The organism is Collinsella sp. zg1085 (assembly GCF_018889955.1).
Classification (GTDB): domain Bacteria; phylum Actinomycetota; class Coriobacteriia; order Coriobacteriales; family Coriobacteriaceae; genus Collinsella.
Map to the genome: position 1 here is coordinate 1,308,421 of NZ_CP076545.1, position 20,316 is coordinate 1,328,736.

The following is a 20,316-nucleotide window of genomic DNA, read 5'->3' on the forward strand; positions in this document are numbered from 1 at the left end:
TTTGCATGGTAGCCCAATATTTGGGCGCCGCATTTCAGCTAAGGCTCACAGCACATCAAGAACAGAGGGACAACACGCCTTCATCATAGGACACACTCATAAAGCACAAACCTTGTGCCGGAGCAGTAGGACCTGCAGCACGGCGATCGCGCGCCGCAATAATCTCAGCCATCCACTGAGGAGAACGGCGCGCGCTCCCAACTTCAACCATGCTTCCTACGATAGTGCGCACCATTGAATGAAGAAAAGCATTTCCGCAAATTGTAAATGCCAAAATATTGGTACTCATAAGCTCGTCGTGGCTCCACGATGCCGAAAAAACCTCACGGCAGGTAGGCTTTCCGAGCGCTGACGTGCTCTTGCAAAAGCTCTTAAAATCCTGCTCACCAATCAGATATTTACAAGCCTCTTGCATAGCATCTATATCCAAAGGAGAACGATGCCACCAAATAAGTGGCGCCCCTAAAACTGGACGCGCCTCACCTGTTGCAATGCGGTATACATAGGTACGGGCACGCGCATCAAAGCGCGCAGAAAACCCAAGCGGAGCATGAAACACTTCCTGGATACCTATATCGTCGGGCAAGAGCGCAGCCATCGCACGCATCCATCGACTACGTGAAATGGAAAGCTCTGGTGCCAATGCAGGAAAGCTAATATATTGTGCTGCAGCATGTACTCCTGCATCGGTACGTCCCGCGCAGGTCAGCTCAACAGGGCGGCGCAAGAAGGTTTCTAACGCGCTTGTCAGCTCTCCAGCAACTGTTGTTTGCCCTATTTGCACGGCAAAGCCAGCGTAGGCACTCCCCTGATAGGCAAGCTTAAAAACAATGGTTCCTACAGCGCAAGCAGCGTCTTGTATATCTTCTGTCGCATGAATAGACGCCTGAGCGCATAAGCTGGTCATACCAAAGGCCTTTCGAGCAAAACGGTGAGAAGCACCGCAATACCGCAGAGTGAGATACCGCACCAGAGCATGAGCCACTCACGGTGTGAAAGTGGCTTTGCATTATAAGGTATCACGGTCTGTGGACGATAACCTCGCGCCTCAAGCGCCTCACCAAGATAATCGGCACGACGAAGCACCGCAAGCGCGACCGGAGCAACAATATCAAGCGCTGAGCGCACACGAACCAAAAACCTGCCATCACGCAAACGTGCACCACGAGCACGAGCTGCAAGCGCGACGCGTTGATATTCTGTTCCCATGAGCGGCATATATTGAAGCGCAATTCCCAAAGCTAAACTCAAGTGCTGTATTGGCACCCCAACATGAACCAGAGGATGTAACAGACGAGCACATGCATCTGCCACGTGTGTTGGCGTAGTAGTATCAGCAATACGCAAGGCAAAAAGTGCAAGAAGCCCTATCCGCAACAGCGCCATGAAGCTCCTCAATCCCGCAGCAGGATTGATACCGAACAAGCCTCCAAAAGATATAGGAGCGCCACCATCAAGCACAAGCACGCTTCCGATTAGCGCGAGAAGCATTACCCAAGCAACAGGTGCTAATCGACTCAATTCCTTGAAAGGACGCACGCGCGAGCGCAGCCATAATACAACAAGCACTAAAGCGCCGAGCACAAGCGTAGATATGCTAGGTGCAATAATGCAGGTAATAGTTGCTAGTAAAAACAATATAAGTGCCACGCGGCTATCACAAGCAGCCGTATCGTTAGCATATGCGGTATTGCTTGAAGAGTTCTGCTTTGTACTCAACAAGCCGAGATTCTGGGCAGGGTTACTCGATTTCTCTTTGAAATGAGACCTTGTTGTAAGACGCTCTAGCTCCTCAACATGCACAGGGTCACACATTGGCTCGCAAAGCTCTGCAAACGGTGATAACAAACCCGCCTGATGCCATAGTTCATCATGTTGAAGCAAAAACGACGGAGTGCCCTGCCAACTCATTGACCCTGCGTTCAGCAAACAAATCTTTGATACATATGGTAGCCATTCGGCAAGGTCATGGCTCAAAACAAGAATTGCTACACCTGTGGCCCGCAAGGTTTCAAGCGCTTGAATCAAATCGGCTTTACCTGCTGCATCAAGCCCTGCTGTTGGTTCGTCTAATATGCAAACAGGAGCGCCCAGCGATAGCACTGAAGCTATACCCACCCGTCGAAGTTCACCACCTGAGAGCTGCAGGGGATGTCGCAGATAATAATCAGGGTGCACGCCCATAGCCTTAGCTGCTACGTCCATGCGCCTCATCTGTTCTTCGTGCGAGCAGCCAAGGTTTTGCGGACCTACCAGCAACTCCGCCTCAACCGTATCGCGATATAGTTGGTTTTCGGGGCGCTGCATAGCATATGCCACCTCGCCTACATGCACCGGTCTACCTTGCAGCTCAACACTACCCTCGCTTGGTTCCAAAAGCCCAGCTGCAAGTGCTGCCAAACTTGATTTTCCCGCACCTGATGGACCTGCAAGCAAACACATCTCTCCTGGATACAAGGTAAGTGAAATATTGTTGAGCGTTTGAAGTGATGCATCTGGGTAAGTAAAGCTCACGTTTTTTACTTCAAGAAGTGGAGGTACTTTAGCGTCCTGCCCGCAAGTAGGCTGAGATACAAGAGCTTGTGCTGTATCAGCGCTTAACTGGGTGAATTGCGCTGATGAAGGCTGCAAATCATCGTGTGCGCTCCCACTCACACGTGCCAACCGAAGTGCCTCAACCACGTGTTGAGCCTCTTTGCCGCAAAGTCGTGCTCGCCACGCCTCGGCGCGCGGACTCACACCCGCAATTGCCGACCAACGCGCTCTATCACTAGCACATACAGCAGGGTTTCCCTGCCAAAACAAACGACCTGCTTCTAACACAACAAGGGTGTCTGCACAGGCAAAATCAGCTGGGTCATGTGAGATAAGCACCACACCTAAACCCTGCTCATGAGCAAGCTGCACAAGCAACTTGCGAAGCGTTGGGCGCAAGCACGAATCAAGCATGGTATTTACTTCATCGAGCACTAAATAGCGTGGGTTTCTCGCTAAAGCATCAGCCAACACCAAACGCAGCATCTCGCCACCTGAGAGCTGACTTACCATACGCGATTCAAAACCAGCAAGACCTACCCGCGATAGCGCTTCGGTAACCCGTGAAATTGTTGTGCGCTCGTCTAATCCCTGAAATCGCGGACCGGCTGCCACTTCCTCTGCAACCTGAGTTGCAATAATTTGCTGTGCTGGGTCTTGCTGCACCGATGCTACAAGTGAGCGCACAGTTGCACGCGCGTCCTCACTACGCGCAGGGTCGATGCCCTCAAGCTCAAACATACCGGGCTTCACAAGAAGTGCTCCTGTCATAATGCGTGCCAATGTTGACTTACCAGAACCATTTGCACCGGCAATCACCATGAGCTCGCCCGGTGAGAGCTTAAGCGAAATGTCGTCAAGCACGCGGTTTAATGCTGTTTCATAGCTGAGATGCTTTAATTCGAGCAATTCGCCCCCTCCCCCTGATGCTTGTGCTTATTTTTGAGCACGCATACCCGTGTAGGCTTGCAGCAAAGAAAAAAGGCTCATGTGCCACAAAAGCAAGCGCTTAGCAGCACACGAGCCCTAAATTAGATTTGATAAATTTAGCGACCAAGAAGCTCGCGAACATGTGCGGCTATGCCTGCCGCATCGAGACCATAATGCGCAAGCAGCTCGGGCGCGTTTCCTGACTGGCCAAACTCCGTCATGCCCAAACGACTAACTCGACAAGGCTGACGCTCGCCCAACAACTCAGCCATCGCTGAACCCATGCCGCCATAAACACTATGCTCCTCAACAGTTACCACAAGGCCTGTTTTTTGAGCAGACGCAAGAAGCACCTTTTCATCGAGCGGCTTAATACTCATAACATCAATAACCTCAGCATCAATGCCTGCCTCTGCTAGCAAATCTGCTGCAGCCAAGGCTTGTGCCACCTCAACACCAGTAGCCGCAATGGTAAGGTCTGCTCCCTCGCGTAGCACTCGTGCAAAAGCCTCAGAATCAAGTTCAAAGCCCTCGTCATAGACCTCAGGAAGGTTTTCGCGACCTAAACGAATATAGAACGGCCCATCTAACTTAGCAGCAAGGCGAATGGCAGCCTTTGCGCTGGCATAATCAGCCGGAACCAACACACGCATATGCGGCAGCGTACGCATGAGCGCAATATCCTCAAGCGCTTGGTGTGTCTCGCCGTCCGGCCCCACCGTAATGCCGGCATGCGTAGGGCACACCTTTACATTGAGATTGCTGACGCAAACAGTATTGCGAATTTGCTCCCAACAACGGCCTGCGCCAAATACCGCAAACGACCCCGTAAAGACCGTACGACCGGTAAGCGCCAAACCAGCAGCAACGCCAATCATATTCTGCTCAGCAATGCCCACTTCAACCAAACGGTCGGGATAGGCTGCACCAAGTTTGGCAGTAGTTGTTGAACCTGCCAAATCGGCATCGACTGCAATAATATCTTGACCTGCTTCAACCAGCTCAATAAGCGTCTCGCCAAATGCGGCACGTGTTGCTTTTGCCATAATAGTTATGCCTCCTTTACTGCGTGAGCAAGTGCCTCACCAACAGCATCAATTTCTTGCAATGCAGCTGCAGCTTGCTCAGCATTGGGAGCACTACCGTGCCATTGCGCCTGGTCTTCCATAAAGGAAACACCCTTACCCTTGATGGTTTTAGCAATAATGGCCACAGGACCTGCGCTATACGCTACCGCTTCATTGAGTGCTGTACGAAGTGCTGTAACTGAATGTCCATCAACCTCAAGTACATGCCACTTAAAGGCACGGAGCTTCTCGGCGAGTGGCTGCACGTCGTTGACATCAGAAACATGACCGTCAATCTGCAGGTTATTATTGTCGATAATTGCAACCAGATTATTGAGCTTCTGGTTGCCTGCAAACATGAATGCTTCCCAATTTTGACCCTCTTGCAACTCTCCATCGCCCGTTAGAGCAAAGACACGGCGTTGCTCTGCTTTGCCATGAGCGGCGTCAAAACGAAAACCAAGAGCAACACCTGCGGCAATAGAAAGACCTTGTCCCAAAGAACCCGTACAGACCTCAACGCCCGGACATATATTGCTATCAGGATGACCTTGCAATTTAGAACCCAGCTTGCGCAAGGTCAGCAATTCATCGGCGCTTAAATAACCAACTTGGCGCAGCACCGCATATAAGCCAGGTGCAATATGACCTTTTGAAAGAATGAAGCGATCGCGCTCAGGATTGTTTGGGTTGGCGGGGTCATAGCCCATGACACCGGAAAAATAGAGCATTGCTAATATTTCTGCCGCAGATAGTGAACCACCGGGGTGACCGGTACCCGATGCCTCAAGCATCGTAATAATGTCGTGGCGCATATGATTGGCGATAAGTGCAATCTCTTCATCAGTGCGCACGCACATGGATCGCAGCGAATCTGTTGACATGAAAATCCCTTCGCTTGAAACAACTAAAAACCGTGCTCATTGTATAGCAGCCGAGCTTGTATATGAGGGCTTAGTCTGTATCTTTCAGCGGGTATGCACATGTGCAGCAAAGCTGATAAGCATGCATTAATTACAGCGCGCAGAAGCAGGCATGTTGTGCAAAAACGCGTATGCTATGCAGACTTAAAGCGTATGAGCTGCGCTCATCTAAAAGCCTATTCCCTTGCCGCTCAACACCATATAGTACTGAACCACTGTTGCCACATTGAGCACCAACGCCATAACAAGCCCATTGCGAACATAGCGTGTATAAACCGCCTCAGCCATTGCCGGCGTATCTTTATGTGCACGCGCCTGTTTATGGGCACTACCAAGCGTTGCCAAGCTTAAGAGCAGACAAAATGCCGGAACGTACAGCAATTCCCAACGCGACCCCAAGCGCAGAACCTCACCCGCACTCGAAATATGCATAGGCACCTGCTCTGCCATACCGGGAACATACATTGCAGCTACGATAGCAGGTATTACTGCAAGCAGAACAACAATAACACTCAATATGCTGTTGCGCTTTCCATATAAAAACATGCCTTCTCCTTTATACGTTAAAGCGGAAATGCACTACATCGCCATCATGCATAACGTAGTCTTTACCTTCCATACGCAACTTGCCAGCTGCCTTGGCACCTTGCTCACCTCCCAGCTCGACATAGTCGTCATACGAAATAACCTCAGCTTTAATAAAGCCTCTTTCGAAATCACTGTGGATAACGCCTGCTGCTTGCGGAGCACTCGCGCCTACCGGCACAGTCCAAGCACGAACCTCCATCTCGCCAGCCGTAAAAAAGCTCTGCAAACCCAGCAGCTTATAAGCAGCCTGAGCAAGCGTCTCTAAGCCCGAGTGTTCAAGCCCTAAATCAGCCAAGTATTCAGCAGCTTCCTCAGGGTCAAGCTCGGATAGCTCTGCCTCAACTTGGGCAGAGATAGGAATCGGTATGGTGCCATCAAGCGGAGACGGAACCTCCCCCAGTTTGTCTTCATCAACATTTGCAACGTAGAGCATGGGTTTCATGGTAAGCAAGAACAGCTCTCGCGCAGCAGCGCGCTCATCATCTGTCATATCAAGCGCGGCTGCCCGGTGTCCCTCATTGAGCCAGTCAAGCAAACGGCGCGCAACCATAAGTTTGGGCTCGAGCGTCTTATCGCGGCGCACCTCTTTTTCAAGTTTAGGAATCTGGCGCTCGAGTGTTTGTAGGTCAGCCAGAATAAGCTCGGTCATAATTGTTTCAGCGTCGCTTGTTGGGTCTACCCGACCATCAACATGCACAACATCGGGGTCGCTAAAGTAACGTACAACCTCGCAGATTGCATCGGTCTCGCGAATATTTGCCAAAAACTGGTTGCCTAAACCCTCACCTGCATTAGCTCCCCTAACCAAGCCTGCAATATCAACAAATTCAACGCTTGCGGGCACAATGCGCCCAGGGTGCACCATATCGGCAAGCACCTGCAAGCGAGCGTCAGGGACATCAACAATACCAATGTTAGGGTCAATGGTTGCAAAGGGATAATTTGCGGCAAGTCCACCTTTTTTTGTCAGTGCCGTAAACAGCGTTGACTTGCCAACGTTTGGCAGACCAACAATACCAATCGATAACGCCATATACCTATCCTTTAGAACTATGCGACATGCGTATAAATGTTACCTTCACACATTACCACGCCAGCCGACATTCATTTGGCAAACACGAAAATACCCCGTGTCCAGTTACCCAGACACGGGGTGCAAAGCATACAAACTATGACGCTATAAAAGACCACTCACAGTGTATCTGCTGCCATAGAACGAGTTTTGCGCGCAAGCAATACATTCATCACAGTAAGTATCACAAAGAGAATCACATAGGCAAAAGCCGCGCCCAAATACCACACCCCAACATCTTCAATAAATGCAACATCATGTACCGCAGTGCGCGAAAGAAGCTCAGGCACTAGGTTACTACCCATGGCAATTAGAAAAATAAACACCGGTGCACCTGATATGCCACTCGCTGCTAATCCCACCATATGGAGTTTATGGCAGCGACCTATCACGCCACTTATGCAAAAACACACAGAAGCCGTTAGTGATATAACCGCCAACGAGTAAACCACCACAAAGATTCTTGGGTCCCAGACCAATGCTTGTATAGTCCACTCCATAGCCTTCTCCTTCCATACCACATGTAGGGAATACCATCACGTCACAAAGCATGTGCCGCATCTTTCCCGCTCTTAGAGTATGAAACAAAAAAACACCCGCGCCAAGTTTTCTTGACGCGGGCGCACATAACTTACAAGCAAACGAACAGAAAGCTATTCGTCGTCCTCATCAGCGCTTTCGTCTTCAGACTCCACGAGCTGATTGAGCAACTCATCGAGTGACGCCATATCTTCGTTGATAACGCCGCCAATCTTTGCGCTATCAACCGGACCACCAAGCATCTCTTCGTCAGAGTCAAAGTGTGAACGCGGTGCGCTCGTACCCAGAAGAATGTCATCTGGACCATCAGGCGAGAAGACCATCTGCAACAGCTGCGTCAAATCCTCTTCGTCAGCCACATCATCGGAACTCTCAAGGATATAGAGCAAATCGCGTGCCTCAAGACCATCGCGCAACTCCTCAATTGCTTTGGCACCAATGCCGTCGATGCGGAGCAAATCTTCCTCAGACTTACCTACCAAGTCTCCAACTGTCTCTATGCCAACCTCGCTAAACTTATTGGTCCAGCGCTGAGAAACTCCCAAGTCATCAAAGAGATAGAGGTGGGCATCTTCGTTTGAGATGCTGCGTCCGTTGCGCGTAAAGACACCTTCACTTGCACCAAACTCAGAATAGCCAGTCCACTCAAGCTCCTGCGGCAACTGAGCGTCAAGCTCTTTCAAGCTCTCGGGAGCCCAATCAGGCAACTGCTTTGAGCCGCCAGCAGAACTCTCAACCGAACGATAGCCCTCAGAGGTGCGATAGGTCAACTGTGCATCGTGATACGGCTTAAGACCAGTGCCCACCGGAATCTTCTTACCAACAATGACGTTGGACTTAAGGTCGAGCAAACGGTCAACCTTGCCCTCAATAGCAGCCTCAGTCAATACGCCGGCCGTGCGAATAAACGATGCCGAGCTCAACCATGAATCAATGCTTGAAGCAACCTTGAGCGTACCCAAGATAACTGGCTCAGCCGCAGGGGTAGCGCCACCCTCGCGAGCTACGCGCTCAACCTCATGGGCAAACTCATAGCGATCAACGTACTGACCTAGCAGATAACGTGAATCACCTGGGTTGGTAATTTGTACACGGCGAAGCATCTGACGTGCAATAACTTCAATGTGCTTGTCGTTGAGGTCAACGCCCTGGCTGGTGTAGACATCCTTCACGCTCTCCACAAACGTGTGCATGGTGGACTCAATGTCGGTCAGCTTGCGCAGGTTTCTAAAGTTGACAAAGCCCTTGGTAATCTGGTCGCCCGCACGCACAGCGCAACCATCCTCGATGCCTGGCATAAAGCGTACCGATGCTGGAACACGCTTCTCTTCAAGAACACGCGTTGCGTCCTCAAGGTCGGTCAAGGTCAAAATGTACTCAGACTTCTCAGGCTTGATAGACAAACGACCAGAGAACGGAGCCAAATCTGCCTCGCGACCAAGAATCTTTTCATTAACGTTGCCAACAACGTCAAACATACGGCCAACCGTAGGAAGACCCTGCGTAATGTCGTCAACACCTGCAACACCACCGGAGTGAATGGTACGCATCGTAAGCTGAGTACCCGGCTCGCCGATGGACTGAGCAGCAATAATACCCACTGCAGTACCAATGGCAACCGGACGACGGGTTGACAAATCCCAGCCGTAGCACTTCTGACATACGCCATATTGAGAGTGGCAGGTAAGCAGCGCACGCAAAAGCACGGTAGTAAGCCCTGCGTCGATAAGCGTTTGAATATCCTGCTCTGACTCCAGATATGAGCCGCGGGCAAAGAGCAAATTGCCCTTCGCATCGAGCGTATCCTCAGCAAAGCAGCGACCAACCAAATCAACATTCATGTTGTTGGTGCCTGGAATGATGAGGTTGTAGGTTACACCCTCATCGGTACCGCAGTCTTCCTCGCGCACAATAACGTCTTGCGCAACGTCAACCAGACGGCGGGTCAGATAACCCGAGTCAGACGTGTGCGAGGCTGTGTCAACCAGACCCTTACGAGCACCATAGGTTGAGATGAAGTACTCAAGCGGCAACAGACCTTCGCGGAAGTTTGCCTTAATGGGGAGGTCGATGGTTTCGCCTGACATGTCTGCCATCAAGCCACGCATACCACCCAGCTGGCGCAGCTGCGTCTTAGAACCACGAGCGCCCGAGTCAGCCATCATGTAGATGGGGTTTTCCTCGTCAAAGAGGTCGAGCATCTTAGCAGCTACCTCATCAGTTGCAGCCGTCCACTCGTTAACAACCTCGATGTGGCGCTCCTGCTCGTTCAGGAAGCCTTCCTCATAGTATTCGTTAATCTGGTCAACCTTGTTTTGAGCATCAGCCAAAATCTGCTGTTTATCTTCAGGAATCAGCGCGTCCCAAAGTGAGATGGTCAAACCAGCGCGCGTTGCATAGTGGAAGCCCGAATACTTAATAGCGTCCAAAATGGGGCCAACCTGCGCCTGTGGATAACGATCGCAGCAATCGGCTACAAGCTTAGCTACATCGCCCTTGACCAGCTTATAGTTAATAAACTCGTAGTCGTTGGGCAGGCACTGGCTGTTGAAAATGATGCGACCAACGGTGGTTTCAAAACGAATTGTCTTAGTACCGGACACATCGTAGTCAACCGTGTGGTTGCGCTCGTCGCGAACACGGAAAATCAGCTTACCGTTATCCTCAACATTAGCGTCGAAGGAGTCAACACGCACCTGAATCTTGGCCTGAAGGTCTACCTCAGAGCGCGCATCATAGGCACGCAAGGCGTCTTCAAAGCTCGCAAAAATACGACCCTCGCCAGGCAAACCATCACGCGCCTGTGTGAGGTAGTACACGCCAATAATCATGTCTTGCGACGGAATATTGACAGGCTTTCCCGATGCAGGCGAACGAAGGTTATTAGACGAAAGCATCAGCACGCGGGCCTCAGCCTGGGCCTGAAGCGACAACGGCACATGAACAGACATTTGGTCACCGTCGAAGTCGGCGTTAAACGGTGCGCATACCAGAGGATGCAAATGGATTGCGTTACCCTCAACCAGCACCGGCTCAAATGCCTGAATGGAGAGTCGGTGAAGCGTCGGGGCGCGGTTAAGCAGCACCAAGCGACCAGCAATAACCTCTTCGAGAATGTCCCACACAAAGCTGGCGCCGCGCTCAATAGCACGCTTTGCGCCCTTAATGTTTTCAACCTTGCCGAGCTCAACCAGACGCTTCATAACAAAGGGCTTGAAAAGCTCCAGCGCCATGGTCTTAGGCAGACCGCATTGATGCAGCTTAAGCTTGGGGTCGGTAACGATAACCGAGCGACCCGAATAGTCAACGCGCTTACCTAACAAGTTCTGACGGAAGCGACCTTGCTTGCCCTTGAGCGCCTCAGCGAGCGACTTCAACGGACGGCCACCACGACCAGACACCGGACGACCACGACGACCGTTATCAAAGAGGGCATCAACCGACTCTTGCAGCATGCGCTTCTCATTGTTAACAATGATGGCAGGTGCATCGAGGTCAAGCAAGCGCTTCAAGCGGTTATTACGGTTAATAACACGGCGGTACAAATCGTTTAAGTCAGAAGCAGCAAAACGACCACCATCGAGCTGCACCATAGGACGCAAATCGGGCGGAATAACCGGAATGACGTCAAGAATCATGTTTGCGGGGTCGTTCTTGCCCTTTAAGAAGGCATCAACTACCTCAAGGCGCTTAACGGCCTTCTCACGACGCTGCTTTTGACCATCAACATCGGCAATAATGGCTTTAAGCTGCTCTGCCTCAGACTCAAGGTCAATAACGCTCAAAAGCTCACGAATTGCCTCAGCGCCCATGCCACCCTTGAAATACATTGAATAGTAGCGCTTCATCTCGCGGAAAAGCGGCTCGTCAGAGACCAAATCACGGGAGTTCAGCTTCATGAATGCCGTAAAGGCATCTTGGCGAAGCTGGCGCTCGTCTTTCATCTCTTCTTCGATGTCGATAATGCCTGCTGCAACCTCTTCTGGGGTCAGGGGCTCTTCATCAGAGAACTCATCAAAGTTAGCAGGGTCACCCTGAGCTTTTAAGCTCTCAATCTGGCGGGCGCACTCGGCATCAATCTCTTCAAGGTCTGCTGCCAGCTCTTCGCGCAAATCCTCAGCATCAGCCTCACGTGCCTCAACATCAACCTCAGTGATGATGTAGCTCGCAAAATAAAGTACCTTCTCAAGGTCTTTTGACTTGATGTCTAAAAGGCGGCTCATGGGGAAGCTGGTAGGGCTCTTAAAATACCAGATATGGCTTACCGGAGCGGCCAGCTCAATGTGACCCATACGCTCGCGGCGCACCTTGGCTGAGGTTACCTCAACGCCGCAGCGCTCGCAGACAATACCCTTAAAACGGATGCCCTTGTATTTACCGCAGGAGCACTCCCAGTCTTTAGCCGGACCAAAAATCTTCTCGCAGAAAAGACCGTCTTTCTCAGACTTTAAGGTGCGATAGTTGATGGTTTCGGGCTTCTTGACCTCACCGTGCGACCACGAGCGAATCTGGTCTGCGGAGGCAAGAGAAATCCGTACCGCATCAAAATCAGTAGCTTCAAAATCTGCCACAGTGAATTACTCCTTTACAGTGGTAGCGGCAACGGGCTCATCGATGAGTACATCGGTTTCGGGCTCGTTGTCTTGCACAGGAACCTGAAAATCGGCGAGTACGTCATCTACGTCCTCAAGATCCATCTCAGGTTTAGCTTGGGGTGCCTTGACACTCTCCTGCAAGGGCTCAATATCGAGCGCCAGTGAACGAATTTCTTTCACGAGCACCTTGAAGGACTCAGGCACGCCTGCCATAGGAACATTGTCGCCCTTTACAATGGACTCGTACGTCTTTACGCGACCCATCGTATCGTCAGACTTAACAGTCAAAATCTCTTGCAAGACATTGGACGCGCCGTAGGCATACAGCGCCCAAACTTCCATCTCACCAAAGCGCTGACCGCCAAACTGAGCCTTACCGCCCAGAGGCTGCTGTGTAACAAGACTGTACGGGCCAGTTGAGCGTGCGTGAATCTTGTCATCAACCATGTGGCCGAGCTTCAGGATATATGAGGTACCCACGGTAATGGGCTCGCGGAATTGCTCGCCTGAGCGACCGTCATATAGCACCGTCTTGCCACGCTCATCAAGCTGAGTAACAAATGATGGATCCATATGCTCGCCAAAACGCTCGCTTGCAAGATTGAGCAAGTTCTTGTTGGCGCGACGAATTACCTCGGCAATCTCGTCCTCTTTTGCACCGTCAAAGACCGGCGTTGAAACAAAGAAAGGACCAGGTACGTAGCGCTTAGAATCGTCAGACTCGGGGTCCCAACCAGCGGCAGCAGCCCAGCCCAAGTGGCACTCAAGCAACTGACCCACGTTCATACGGGAGGGAACACCAAGCGGGTTCAAGATAACGTCGATAGGCGTACCGTCAGCCATATATGGCATGTCCTCAACCGGCAAGACTTCGCAGATAACACCCTTATTACCGTGGCGACCAGCAATCTTATCGCCCTGCTGAATCTTGCGGCGCTGGGCAACATAGACACGAACCATCTCGTTAACGCCCGGCGCTAAATCATCGCCCGCATCGCGGCTAAAGCGCACAACATCGATAACGCGACCATACGAGCCGTGCGGCATCTTGAGTGAGGTGTCACGCACGTCATGAGCCTTGGCACCAAAGATGGCGCGCAGCAAGCGCTCCTCAGCGGTGAGCGCACTTTCGCCCTTAGGCGTAACCTTGCCCACCAAAATATCGCCCGGTCCTACCTCAGCACCGATGCGGATAATGCCGTCTTCATCAAGATTGGCAAGCATATCCTCGGAGAGATTAGGAATTTCACGGGTGATTTCCTCAGGACCCAACTTAGTATCACGGGCATCAATCTCGTGACGTGAAATGTTAATGGTGGTAAGCAAATCCTCAGAAACAAGGCGCTCAGAAACAACAATACCGTCCTCGTAGTTAAAACCTTCCCAAGGCATATATGCCACTGTCAGGTTTTGACCAAGTGCGAGCTCACCGTGATCGGTTGAAGGACCATCGGCCAAGGGCTGACCTGCAACTACATCGTCGCCCACCTTGACCAGCGGACGATGGTTGATGCAGGTACTCTGATTAGAGCGCTGATACTTGGGCAGGTGATACTCGTCCAAGCCGTTTTCAGACTTAACCGTAATCTTTGAAGCATCGGCAAAGATGACCTCACCCGCATGCTCGGCAAGCGTTACCTCGCCGGAGTCAAGCGCAGCACGGCGCTCAACGCCCGTACCAATATAAGGAGCAACCGGCTTGACCAGAGGAACTGCCTGGCGCTGCATGTTTGCGCCCATGAGGGTACGCTTTGCATCGTCATGCTCAAGGAACGGAATAAGCGTTGCTGCCACCGAAATCATCTGGCGAGGGCTTACATCCATGTAGTCAACTGCCTCAACCGGCACATCAGCCGGTGCGCCAAAGGAGCCGTCAAAGTCGCGGGTACGAGCAACAACGGTGTGTGGGCGGCTAAGATTACCCTCAGCATCTGCTACAACAAACTCACCGGTCTTGGGGTCAAGTGGCGTATTTGCCGGAGCAATAATGTGGTCTTCTTCTTCGTCTGCTGTCATCCAGTCAATCTGGTCAGTAGCAATACCGTTCTCAACACGACGATACGGTGCCTCAATAAAGCCGTAATCGTTCACCCGTGCATAGAGCGACAAAGAGCCAATCAGACCAATGTTTGGACCTTCGGGCGTCTCGATGGGGCACATGCGGCTGTAATGTGAGTTATGAACGTCACGCACAGCAGTAGGAACGTTAGTACGACGGCTAGAGCCCGACTTATGACCCGCAAGACCACCAGGACCCAAGGCCGAGAGACGGCGCTTATGCGTTAGGCCGGTCAGCGGGTTAGACTGGTCCATAAACTGTGAGAGCTGGGAAGAACCAAAGAACTCTTTAATTGCAGCCACAATGGGGCGAATGTTGATGAGCGACTGCGGCGTAATCTCGTCAATATCTTGCGAGCTCATGCGCTCACGCACAACGCGCTCCATGCGGCTCATACCAATGCGGAACTGATTAGACACCAGCTCGCCTACGGTACGAATACGACGATTTCCAAAGTGGTCGATGTCGTCAAACTTATAGCCTGCCTCACCAGCGGCGAGCGCCAGCAGGTAGCGCAGCGTTGCAATAATGTCCTCATCAGTGAGCACCGAGACGTCCTCGGCAGTCTCAAGACCCAGCTTTTTGTTGACCTTATAGCGGCCAACGCGCGCCAAATCATAGCGCTGTGGGTTAAAGAAAAGTCCCTCAAGCAAGCTGCGGGAAGCATCCACCGTAGGAGGCTCACCGGGGCGCAAACGACGGTAAATCTCGATAAGCGCGTCTTCGCGTGTTAGCGCGGTATCACGCTCAAGCGTGCGCTGTACCAGCTCGGTGTTACCCAGCAACTCCAAAATATCATCGTTGGTGGGCGCGATGTCCAAAGCGCGCAAAAACATAGTTGCCGACTGTTTGCGCTTACGGTCAATAGAGACAACCAGCTGATCGCGCTTATCAACCTCAAACTCAAGCCAAGCACCACGTGCTGGAATAACCTGAGCTTTATAGACCTGCTTGCCGCCGTCCATCTCGGTTGAGAAATACACGCCGGGTGAGCGTACCAGCTGAGAAACAACTACACGCTCAGTACCATTGATAATAAAGGTACCTGCGTCGGTCATCATGGGGAAATCGCCCATGAAAACCAGCTGCTCTTTAATCTCGCCGGTTTCTTTGTTGGTAAGGCGAACCTCAGTCAAAAGCGGTGCCTGATAGGTCATGTCCTTCTCGCGACACTCCTCAACCGTGTGAGCAGGGTCACCAAACTGATAGTCACCAAAGGTGACCTCAAACACATGATTTTGGCTTTTGATAGGGTTTGACTCTTGAAATGCTGCGCGAAGGCCTTCGCTCATAAAGCGCGAGAAGCTCTTCTTCTGAACCGAGATGAGGTTGGGGACCTCCATGACCTCGGGGATTTTCCCGAAGTTCACGCGCTCGCGTTCGGTGGCCGTCTTGGCCGGGGTGACGTTAGCGTTTAGCACCAGGTGTTCCCTCCTTTTGGGAAAGATTGCCATGCATCGCATGATGCCAGTTATAGCAACCTACTAGTGTAGCAGCACTAAACCGTTCGGCAAGAAAAGACTTGACCTCATGCCCTCTTTGGAGTATGTAAATTTTTTAGTTCATAAAAGTGCAGGTAGACCGCTATAACACGAACAGATGTTCATGTTAATTAAATGAAGTTGGCCCCTGCGCAAGCTAGTTTTTAACACCTACGAGCGTGTCAAGCCACCCCGTTCATCGATTGCTGCCCAGAAGTCTTCAGCAAAGCGCTCATCGGCAGCAGCCATCAGTGCATTGGTAGCCATCCAGCCCGAAGGAGTGCCTGTGTCGTAGCCTGAAAGCGGGTCAACCACTACCGCATACATATTTTCACGGTCGAGGCTGCGCGCCATAGCATCGGTAAGCTGAATCTCGCCGCCCTTACCCGGCTCTTGATCGGCAAGTAAATCCATTACAAGTGGTGAGAGCAAGTAGCGACCAACAATATAGAGATTACTCGGTGCATCCTCAGGAGCAGGTTTTTCAACGAGCCCCGAAATGCGCCAAACCGCGCCCGGCTCCTCATCTGCTACGTTTTCAAAGCCTGGCAAGGACCCAGCACGCTCACCTGCAACAACACCATAGCGAGAAACATCCTCAGGAGCACACGGGGCAACGGCTACCACCGAAGCGCCGCCGTGGGCCTTGCTCACCTCAAGCATAGCGGTACAAATGGAGCGCTTGGGCACCACATAGTCACCCAAGAGTACAAGAAAGCTCTCCCCTGCTGTTGCATCGGCTGCTGAGCGAATGGCGTGCCCAAGGCCGCGTGGTTCATACTGATAGCGAAAATCAACCGGAAGATCCCCCGCCTCTGCAACTGCATCTGCATAACCCGCCTTGCCGCGCTCACGCAGCAGCGACTCAAGCGAGCGATCTGGCTGAAAATAAGATAGCAACTCAGGCTTGCCTGGGCTTGTTACAATGATGGCACCATCTACGCCATCCGGCTCTAGGGCTTCTTCTACCACGTATTGAATAACGGGCTTGTCGAGTACCGGCAGCATCTCTTTGGGGGTGCACTTTGTGGATGGCAAGAAACGCGTACCAAGGCCAGCAGCCGGAATAATTGCCTTCATGGACAAACATCCTTTCAGGGTGCGGGATTACCGCTCATATTGTGGCCGCCAGATGGCGGCATCCATAAACAAATTGAACATACGCACTCTATCTTAGCAAGCAAGATAGATTTCTTAGCGCTATTGCACCAAATTGCAGAAGCCCCCCATACATGAGTATGACGGGCTTTGTAGTTATAGATACTTTTGTACTAGTTGAAGCAGTGACGGAGCTGCATAATGACAGCTTTTAGGCGGACAGCTACGAGTGCGCGAGTGGCTCTACCGGTAACACATGCTTTTACAAAACGACTTATGCCACCTGACGAGCCGCCTGATGTGTAGCTTGAGCTGCCGTGATGAAAGCATCCCAAAGCGCAGTATCGCTACTTACGCGCTCCCAGGTATACTCAGGGTGCCACTGTACGCCCAGCGCAAACCGCGCCGACGTAACCTCAATGGCCTCAGGAATACCATCGGTTGCCTCTGCAACAACCCGAACATCTCGCCCGAGCTTATCCACGCAGCAATGGTGCGCCGAATTAACCTGAATGAGCGTCTGCTCACCTACGCTGCTAAACATCAAGCTATCAGGCATAACCTCAACTGGGTGCACAACATCGAGCAGGACACCATCATGCCTCCACAAAGCCTTACCCGCACGTGGCGTACGACCCGGAACATCCATATCAAGCGTGCCGCCCAGCGCAACATTTAACAGCTGCATACCACGGCATGTTGCAAAAATAGGCACATCTGCAGCAAGAGCGCGCTTAACAATCTCAATCTCAAATGCATCGCGACGCGGGCTCAAGCGCTCAGGGTAGTTATAATCATCAACCCCCCATAAAACAGGGTCAACATCGGGGCCACCCGGAATAGCAACACCATCGGCCATGGCAATATAGTTATCAATCAGAGCCTCATCATCGGTAATCGCCATAATAAGGGGCATGCCGCCCGCCGCGATAATGGCGTCTAAAAAGACATCCGCCACGCCCTCCTCAGGTGCTTGTGGCTCCGAAAACTCAAGCGTAGGCTCACTGGATTCTAAACGTGGTGTGATTAAGATAAGGGGTCGTTTCACTTAGTGTCCTCTAATCGAATCTAAGAACTCACGAGCACGCTCTGTTTTGGGGTGCTCAAAGAATTCTTCTGGGCTTGCCTCTTCTACAATAGCGCCATCAGCCATAAAGACCACGCGATCGGCAACGCGTCGCGCAAAATTCATCTCATGCGTAACAACAATCATGGTCATTCCGCCCTGCGCCAGATTAACCATAACGTCTAAAACCTCGTTAATCATCTCAGGGTCCAAAGCGCTCGTTGGTTCATCAAACAACATAGCCTTGGGATGCATGGCAAGTGAACGCGCAATTGCTACGCGCTGCTGCTGACCACCTGAGAGCTGCGAGGGAACCTTATGAGCTTGCGAGGCAACACCCACCCGCTCAAGTAGCTCCATTGCCTCACGCTCAGCGTCTTGCTTGCTCATGCCCAACACCTCAGTAGGACCGATGGTCACATTTTTGAGAATATCCATATGCGCAAAGAGATTAAAGCTCTGAAATACCATGCCAAGCTCAGCGCGCACCGCAGCAAGTTCGGCACCCTCTTCAGGCAGGCGCTTGCCCTCAATAAAAATGTCGCCTGAGTCGATGCGCTCCAAGCGATTGATGGTGCGACACAGCGTTGACTTTCCCGAGCCCGAAGGTCCAATCACTACAACAACCTCTCCTGGCATAACCGAAAGGTTGATGTCCTTCAAAACATGCACATCACCGTAGTGCTTATTAACCTGGCAAAGCTCAATAACAGCTTTGCTCTGAGTAGAAGTAGCCATAGCCAAGCCCTTTCTTGATACACCTTATGCGGGGTTGGTATTCATGCGATCAACGCGCGTAGTGTTGGTGCGGCGAGAAACCGAAACAGCCAGCTGGTTGATGGCAAAATTCAATAGAATATAGATGACTGCAGCAACCAGATAGGTTGAAACAAGGGCATCATAGTTGGTGATAAGTACGCGCGCGTTTTGCAGCAAATCTGGATAGCTCACCACATAAGCAAGCGTTGTATCTTTTACCACAACCACCAGCTGTGAAATAAGCGATGGAATAACATAGCGAATTGCCTGCGGCACCACAATCAAAATTGTTGCGCGAAAAGGCTTCATGCCCAACGAGAGCGCTGCTTCTTTTTGCCCGCGCGGAACAGCATTAACGCCTGCGCGCAACACCTCAGCTAAAACGCCTGATGCGACAAGTGCCACCGGCATAGTTATCATCCAAAAGGAGGGAACCTTAATGCCGTATTGCGGAACTACCAAGAAAAAGAAATAAATAAAGAGCAAGCTTGGAATGGCACGCAAGAAGTCTGTAATAACGCGGCACACAAACGCGAGAGGCCGAATACCGCTTATACGACCCAACATGAGCAACAAGCTTACCATCAGCGCAATAACTGCAGCTGTGAGTGCAACAGTTAAGGTGCCTACAAAGCCACTTCCTAAATATATCCAAGTACTTGCCTCGGCAAAAAAAGACCAGTACTGCGGGTCAAGCTGACCAGTTATCCAAAACTGATGCACCACAAGTATGAGAAGCGCCGCTACTAGCACTGCCCCAATGCCCGTGGCAAGCCGAATCTTTTGCTGCGTGCGTGGACCCGGCTCTTCAAAGAGGGCATCACGCATGCTCAAGGGACGCGAGACCTGATTGCTCATTTGAGAACCCTCACCTTCTTATCAAGCTTGCTGCCCACTTGTGCCATAACAAGTGCGGTAAGGGCATAGCCTAAAGCAGAAATAGCAAAGGCAAGAATACCGCCTGTAGCGCGGGTGTTGATATAGGACACAACACCGGTAAGCTCAGGCGTGGCAAGAGGTACTTGCGAGCCCAAAGCCGTGGTTAACATGACGGCAATCAGCAGGTTAGTCATAGGGAGAATGGTTTGGCGAAGCGCCTGCGGGATAATAATTAAACGGAGCATTTTGCCGAAGGACATGCCCAGCGAACGTGCTGCTTCAACCTGACCTACACCAATAGTGTTAATGCCACTCATAAAATTTTCTGACCCAAAGGCGCCAGCAACCAAAATAACAGTCACAAGCACACAGGTCATATAGTCAAGCGTGATATTAAGATTAGGCAGGGCATAAACTACCAGAATCAGCAGAGACACACCAGGGATATTGCGGAAAATTTGCACGTACACATCACCCAGCCAGCGAAGAGGTCGAACGGGTGACACGCGCAGCACGGTCATAAAGATGGCAACCACCATAACGCCTATAAAACAGACGGCTGTCATACCCCATGTTGTGAGCAGGGCATCAAGATAGTTTTGGCCAAACTGCGCCCAGAGTTCGTTAAAGCTCATATCCCTCCCTCTCAAAGCACGAGGCCGTCGCAGGTGGACGGCCTCATTATCTTATCTTGAACGGATAAACCCATACAAGATATTCAGGT

At 51.5% G+C, this 20,316-nt stretch carries 14 protein-coding genes; all 14 read right to left on the reverse strand.

Annotation, left to right across the window (positions count from 1 at the left end; genetic code table 11):
* Positions 1 to 55: 55 nt before the first annotated feature.
* The 14 genes from truA to KPC83_RS05630 all read right to left on the reverse strand — a co-directional run bounded on the left by truA (position 56) and on the right by KPC83_RS05630 (position 20,227).
* Positions 56 to 907 carry a tRNA pseudouridine(38-40) synthase TruA gene (gene truA, locus KPC83_RS05565; protein ID WP_216278274.1) on the reverse strand — a complete coding sequence of 284 codons (852 nt, stop codon included), beginning with the start codon at positions 905 to 907 and terminating at the stop codon, positions 56 to 58.
* Positions 904 to 3,444: an ATP-binding cassette domain-containing protein gene (locus tag KPC83_RS05570; protein WP_216278275.1), complete on the reverse strand. Its 2,541-nt coding sequence runs from the start codon at positions 3,442 to 3,444 to the stop codon at positions 904 to 906. The genes truA and KPC83_RS05570 overlap by 4 nt, the downstream gene beginning before the upstream one ends.
* A 137-nt stretch (positions 3,445 to 3,581) precedes the next feature.
* Entirely contained in the window at positions 3,582 to 4,511 is a 930-nt protein-coding gene (locus KPC83_RS05575) for a transketolase family protein (RefSeq protein ID WP_216278276.1), read from the reverse strand.
* A gap of 5 nt (positions 4,512 to 4,516) precedes the next feature.
* On the reverse strand, positions 4,517 to 5,416 hold the full coding sequence (locus KPC83_RS05580; protein WP_216278277.1) for a transketolase: 900 nt from the start codon (positions 5,414 to 5,416) through the stop codon (positions 4,517 to 4,519).
* A 207-nt stretch (positions 5,417 to 5,623) separates the two neighbouring features.
* Positions 5,624 to 6,001 (reverse strand): DUF1648 domain-containing protein, encoded by a 378-nt coding sequence (locus KPC83_RS05585; protein WP_216278278.1) that lies wholly within the window; start codon positions 5,999 to 6,001, stop codon positions 5,624 to 5,626.
* A gap of 10 nt (positions 6,002 to 6,011) precedes the next feature.
* Positions 6,012 to 7,076: a redox-regulated ATPase YchF gene (gene ychF, locus KPC83_RS05590; protein WP_216278279.1), complete on the reverse strand. Its 1,065-nt coding sequence runs from the start codon at positions 7,074 to 7,076 to the stop codon at positions 6,012 to 6,014.
* Positions 7,077 to 7,234: 158 nt separating this feature from the next.
* Positions 7,235 to 7,615 carry a hypothetical protein gene (locus KPC83_RS05595; RefSeq protein ID WP_216278280.1) on the reverse strand — a complete coding sequence of 127 codons (381 nt, stop codon included), beginning with the start codon at positions 7,613 to 7,615 and terminating at the stop codon, positions 7,235 to 7,237.
* A 153-nt stretch (positions 7,616 to 7,768) separates the two neighbouring features.
* Entirely contained in the window at positions 7,769 to 12,226 is a 4,458-nt protein-coding gene (locus tag KPC83_RS05600; protein WP_216278281.1) for a DNA-directed RNA polymerase subunit beta', read from the reverse strand.
* A gap of 6 nt (positions 12,227 to 12,232) precedes the next feature.
* Positions 12,233 to 15,652, reverse strand: coding sequence for a DNA-directed RNA polymerase subunit beta (locus KPC83_RS05605; protein WP_253201043.1), 3,420 nt, complete (start codon positions 15,650 to 15,652; stop codon positions 12,233 to 12,235).
* Between the two features lie 309 nt (positions 15,653 to 15,961).
* The gene (locus tag KPC83_RS05610) at positions 15,962 to 16,870 is read right to left on the reverse strand and encodes a UTP--glucose-1-phosphate uridylyltransferase (RefSeq protein WP_216278283.1); all 909 of its coding nucleotides are present in this window, start codon (positions 16,868 to 16,870) and stop codon (positions 15,962 to 15,964) included.
* 292 nt (positions 16,871 to 17,162) lie between these two features.
* Complete coding sequence (locus tag KPC83_RS05615) at positions 17,163 to 17,936, reverse strand: gamma-glutamyl-gamma-aminobutyrate hydrolase family protein (RefSeq protein ID WP_216278284.1); 774 nt, start codon at positions 17,934 to 17,936, stop codon at positions 17,163 to 17,165.
* A complete protein-coding gene (locus KPC83_RS05620) occupies positions 17,937 to 18,692 on the reverse strand; it encodes an amino acid ABC transporter ATP-binding protein (protein ID WP_216278285.1) in 756 nt (251 codons plus the stop codon).
* A gap of 24 nt (positions 18,693 to 18,716) precedes the next feature.
* Positions 18,717 to 19,571, reverse strand: coding sequence for an amino acid ABC transporter permease (locus KPC83_RS05625; RefSeq protein WP_216278286.1), 855 nt, complete (start codon positions 19,569 to 19,571; stop codon positions 18,717 to 18,719).
* A complete protein-coding gene (locus tag KPC83_RS05630; protein ID WP_216278287.1) occupies positions 19,568 to 20,227 on the reverse strand; it encodes an amino acid ABC transporter permease in 660 nt (219 codons plus the stop codon). The genes KPC83_RS05625 and KPC83_RS05630 overlap by 4 nt, the downstream gene beginning before the upstream one ends.
* Positions 20,228 to 20,316 lie beyond the last annotated feature (89 nt).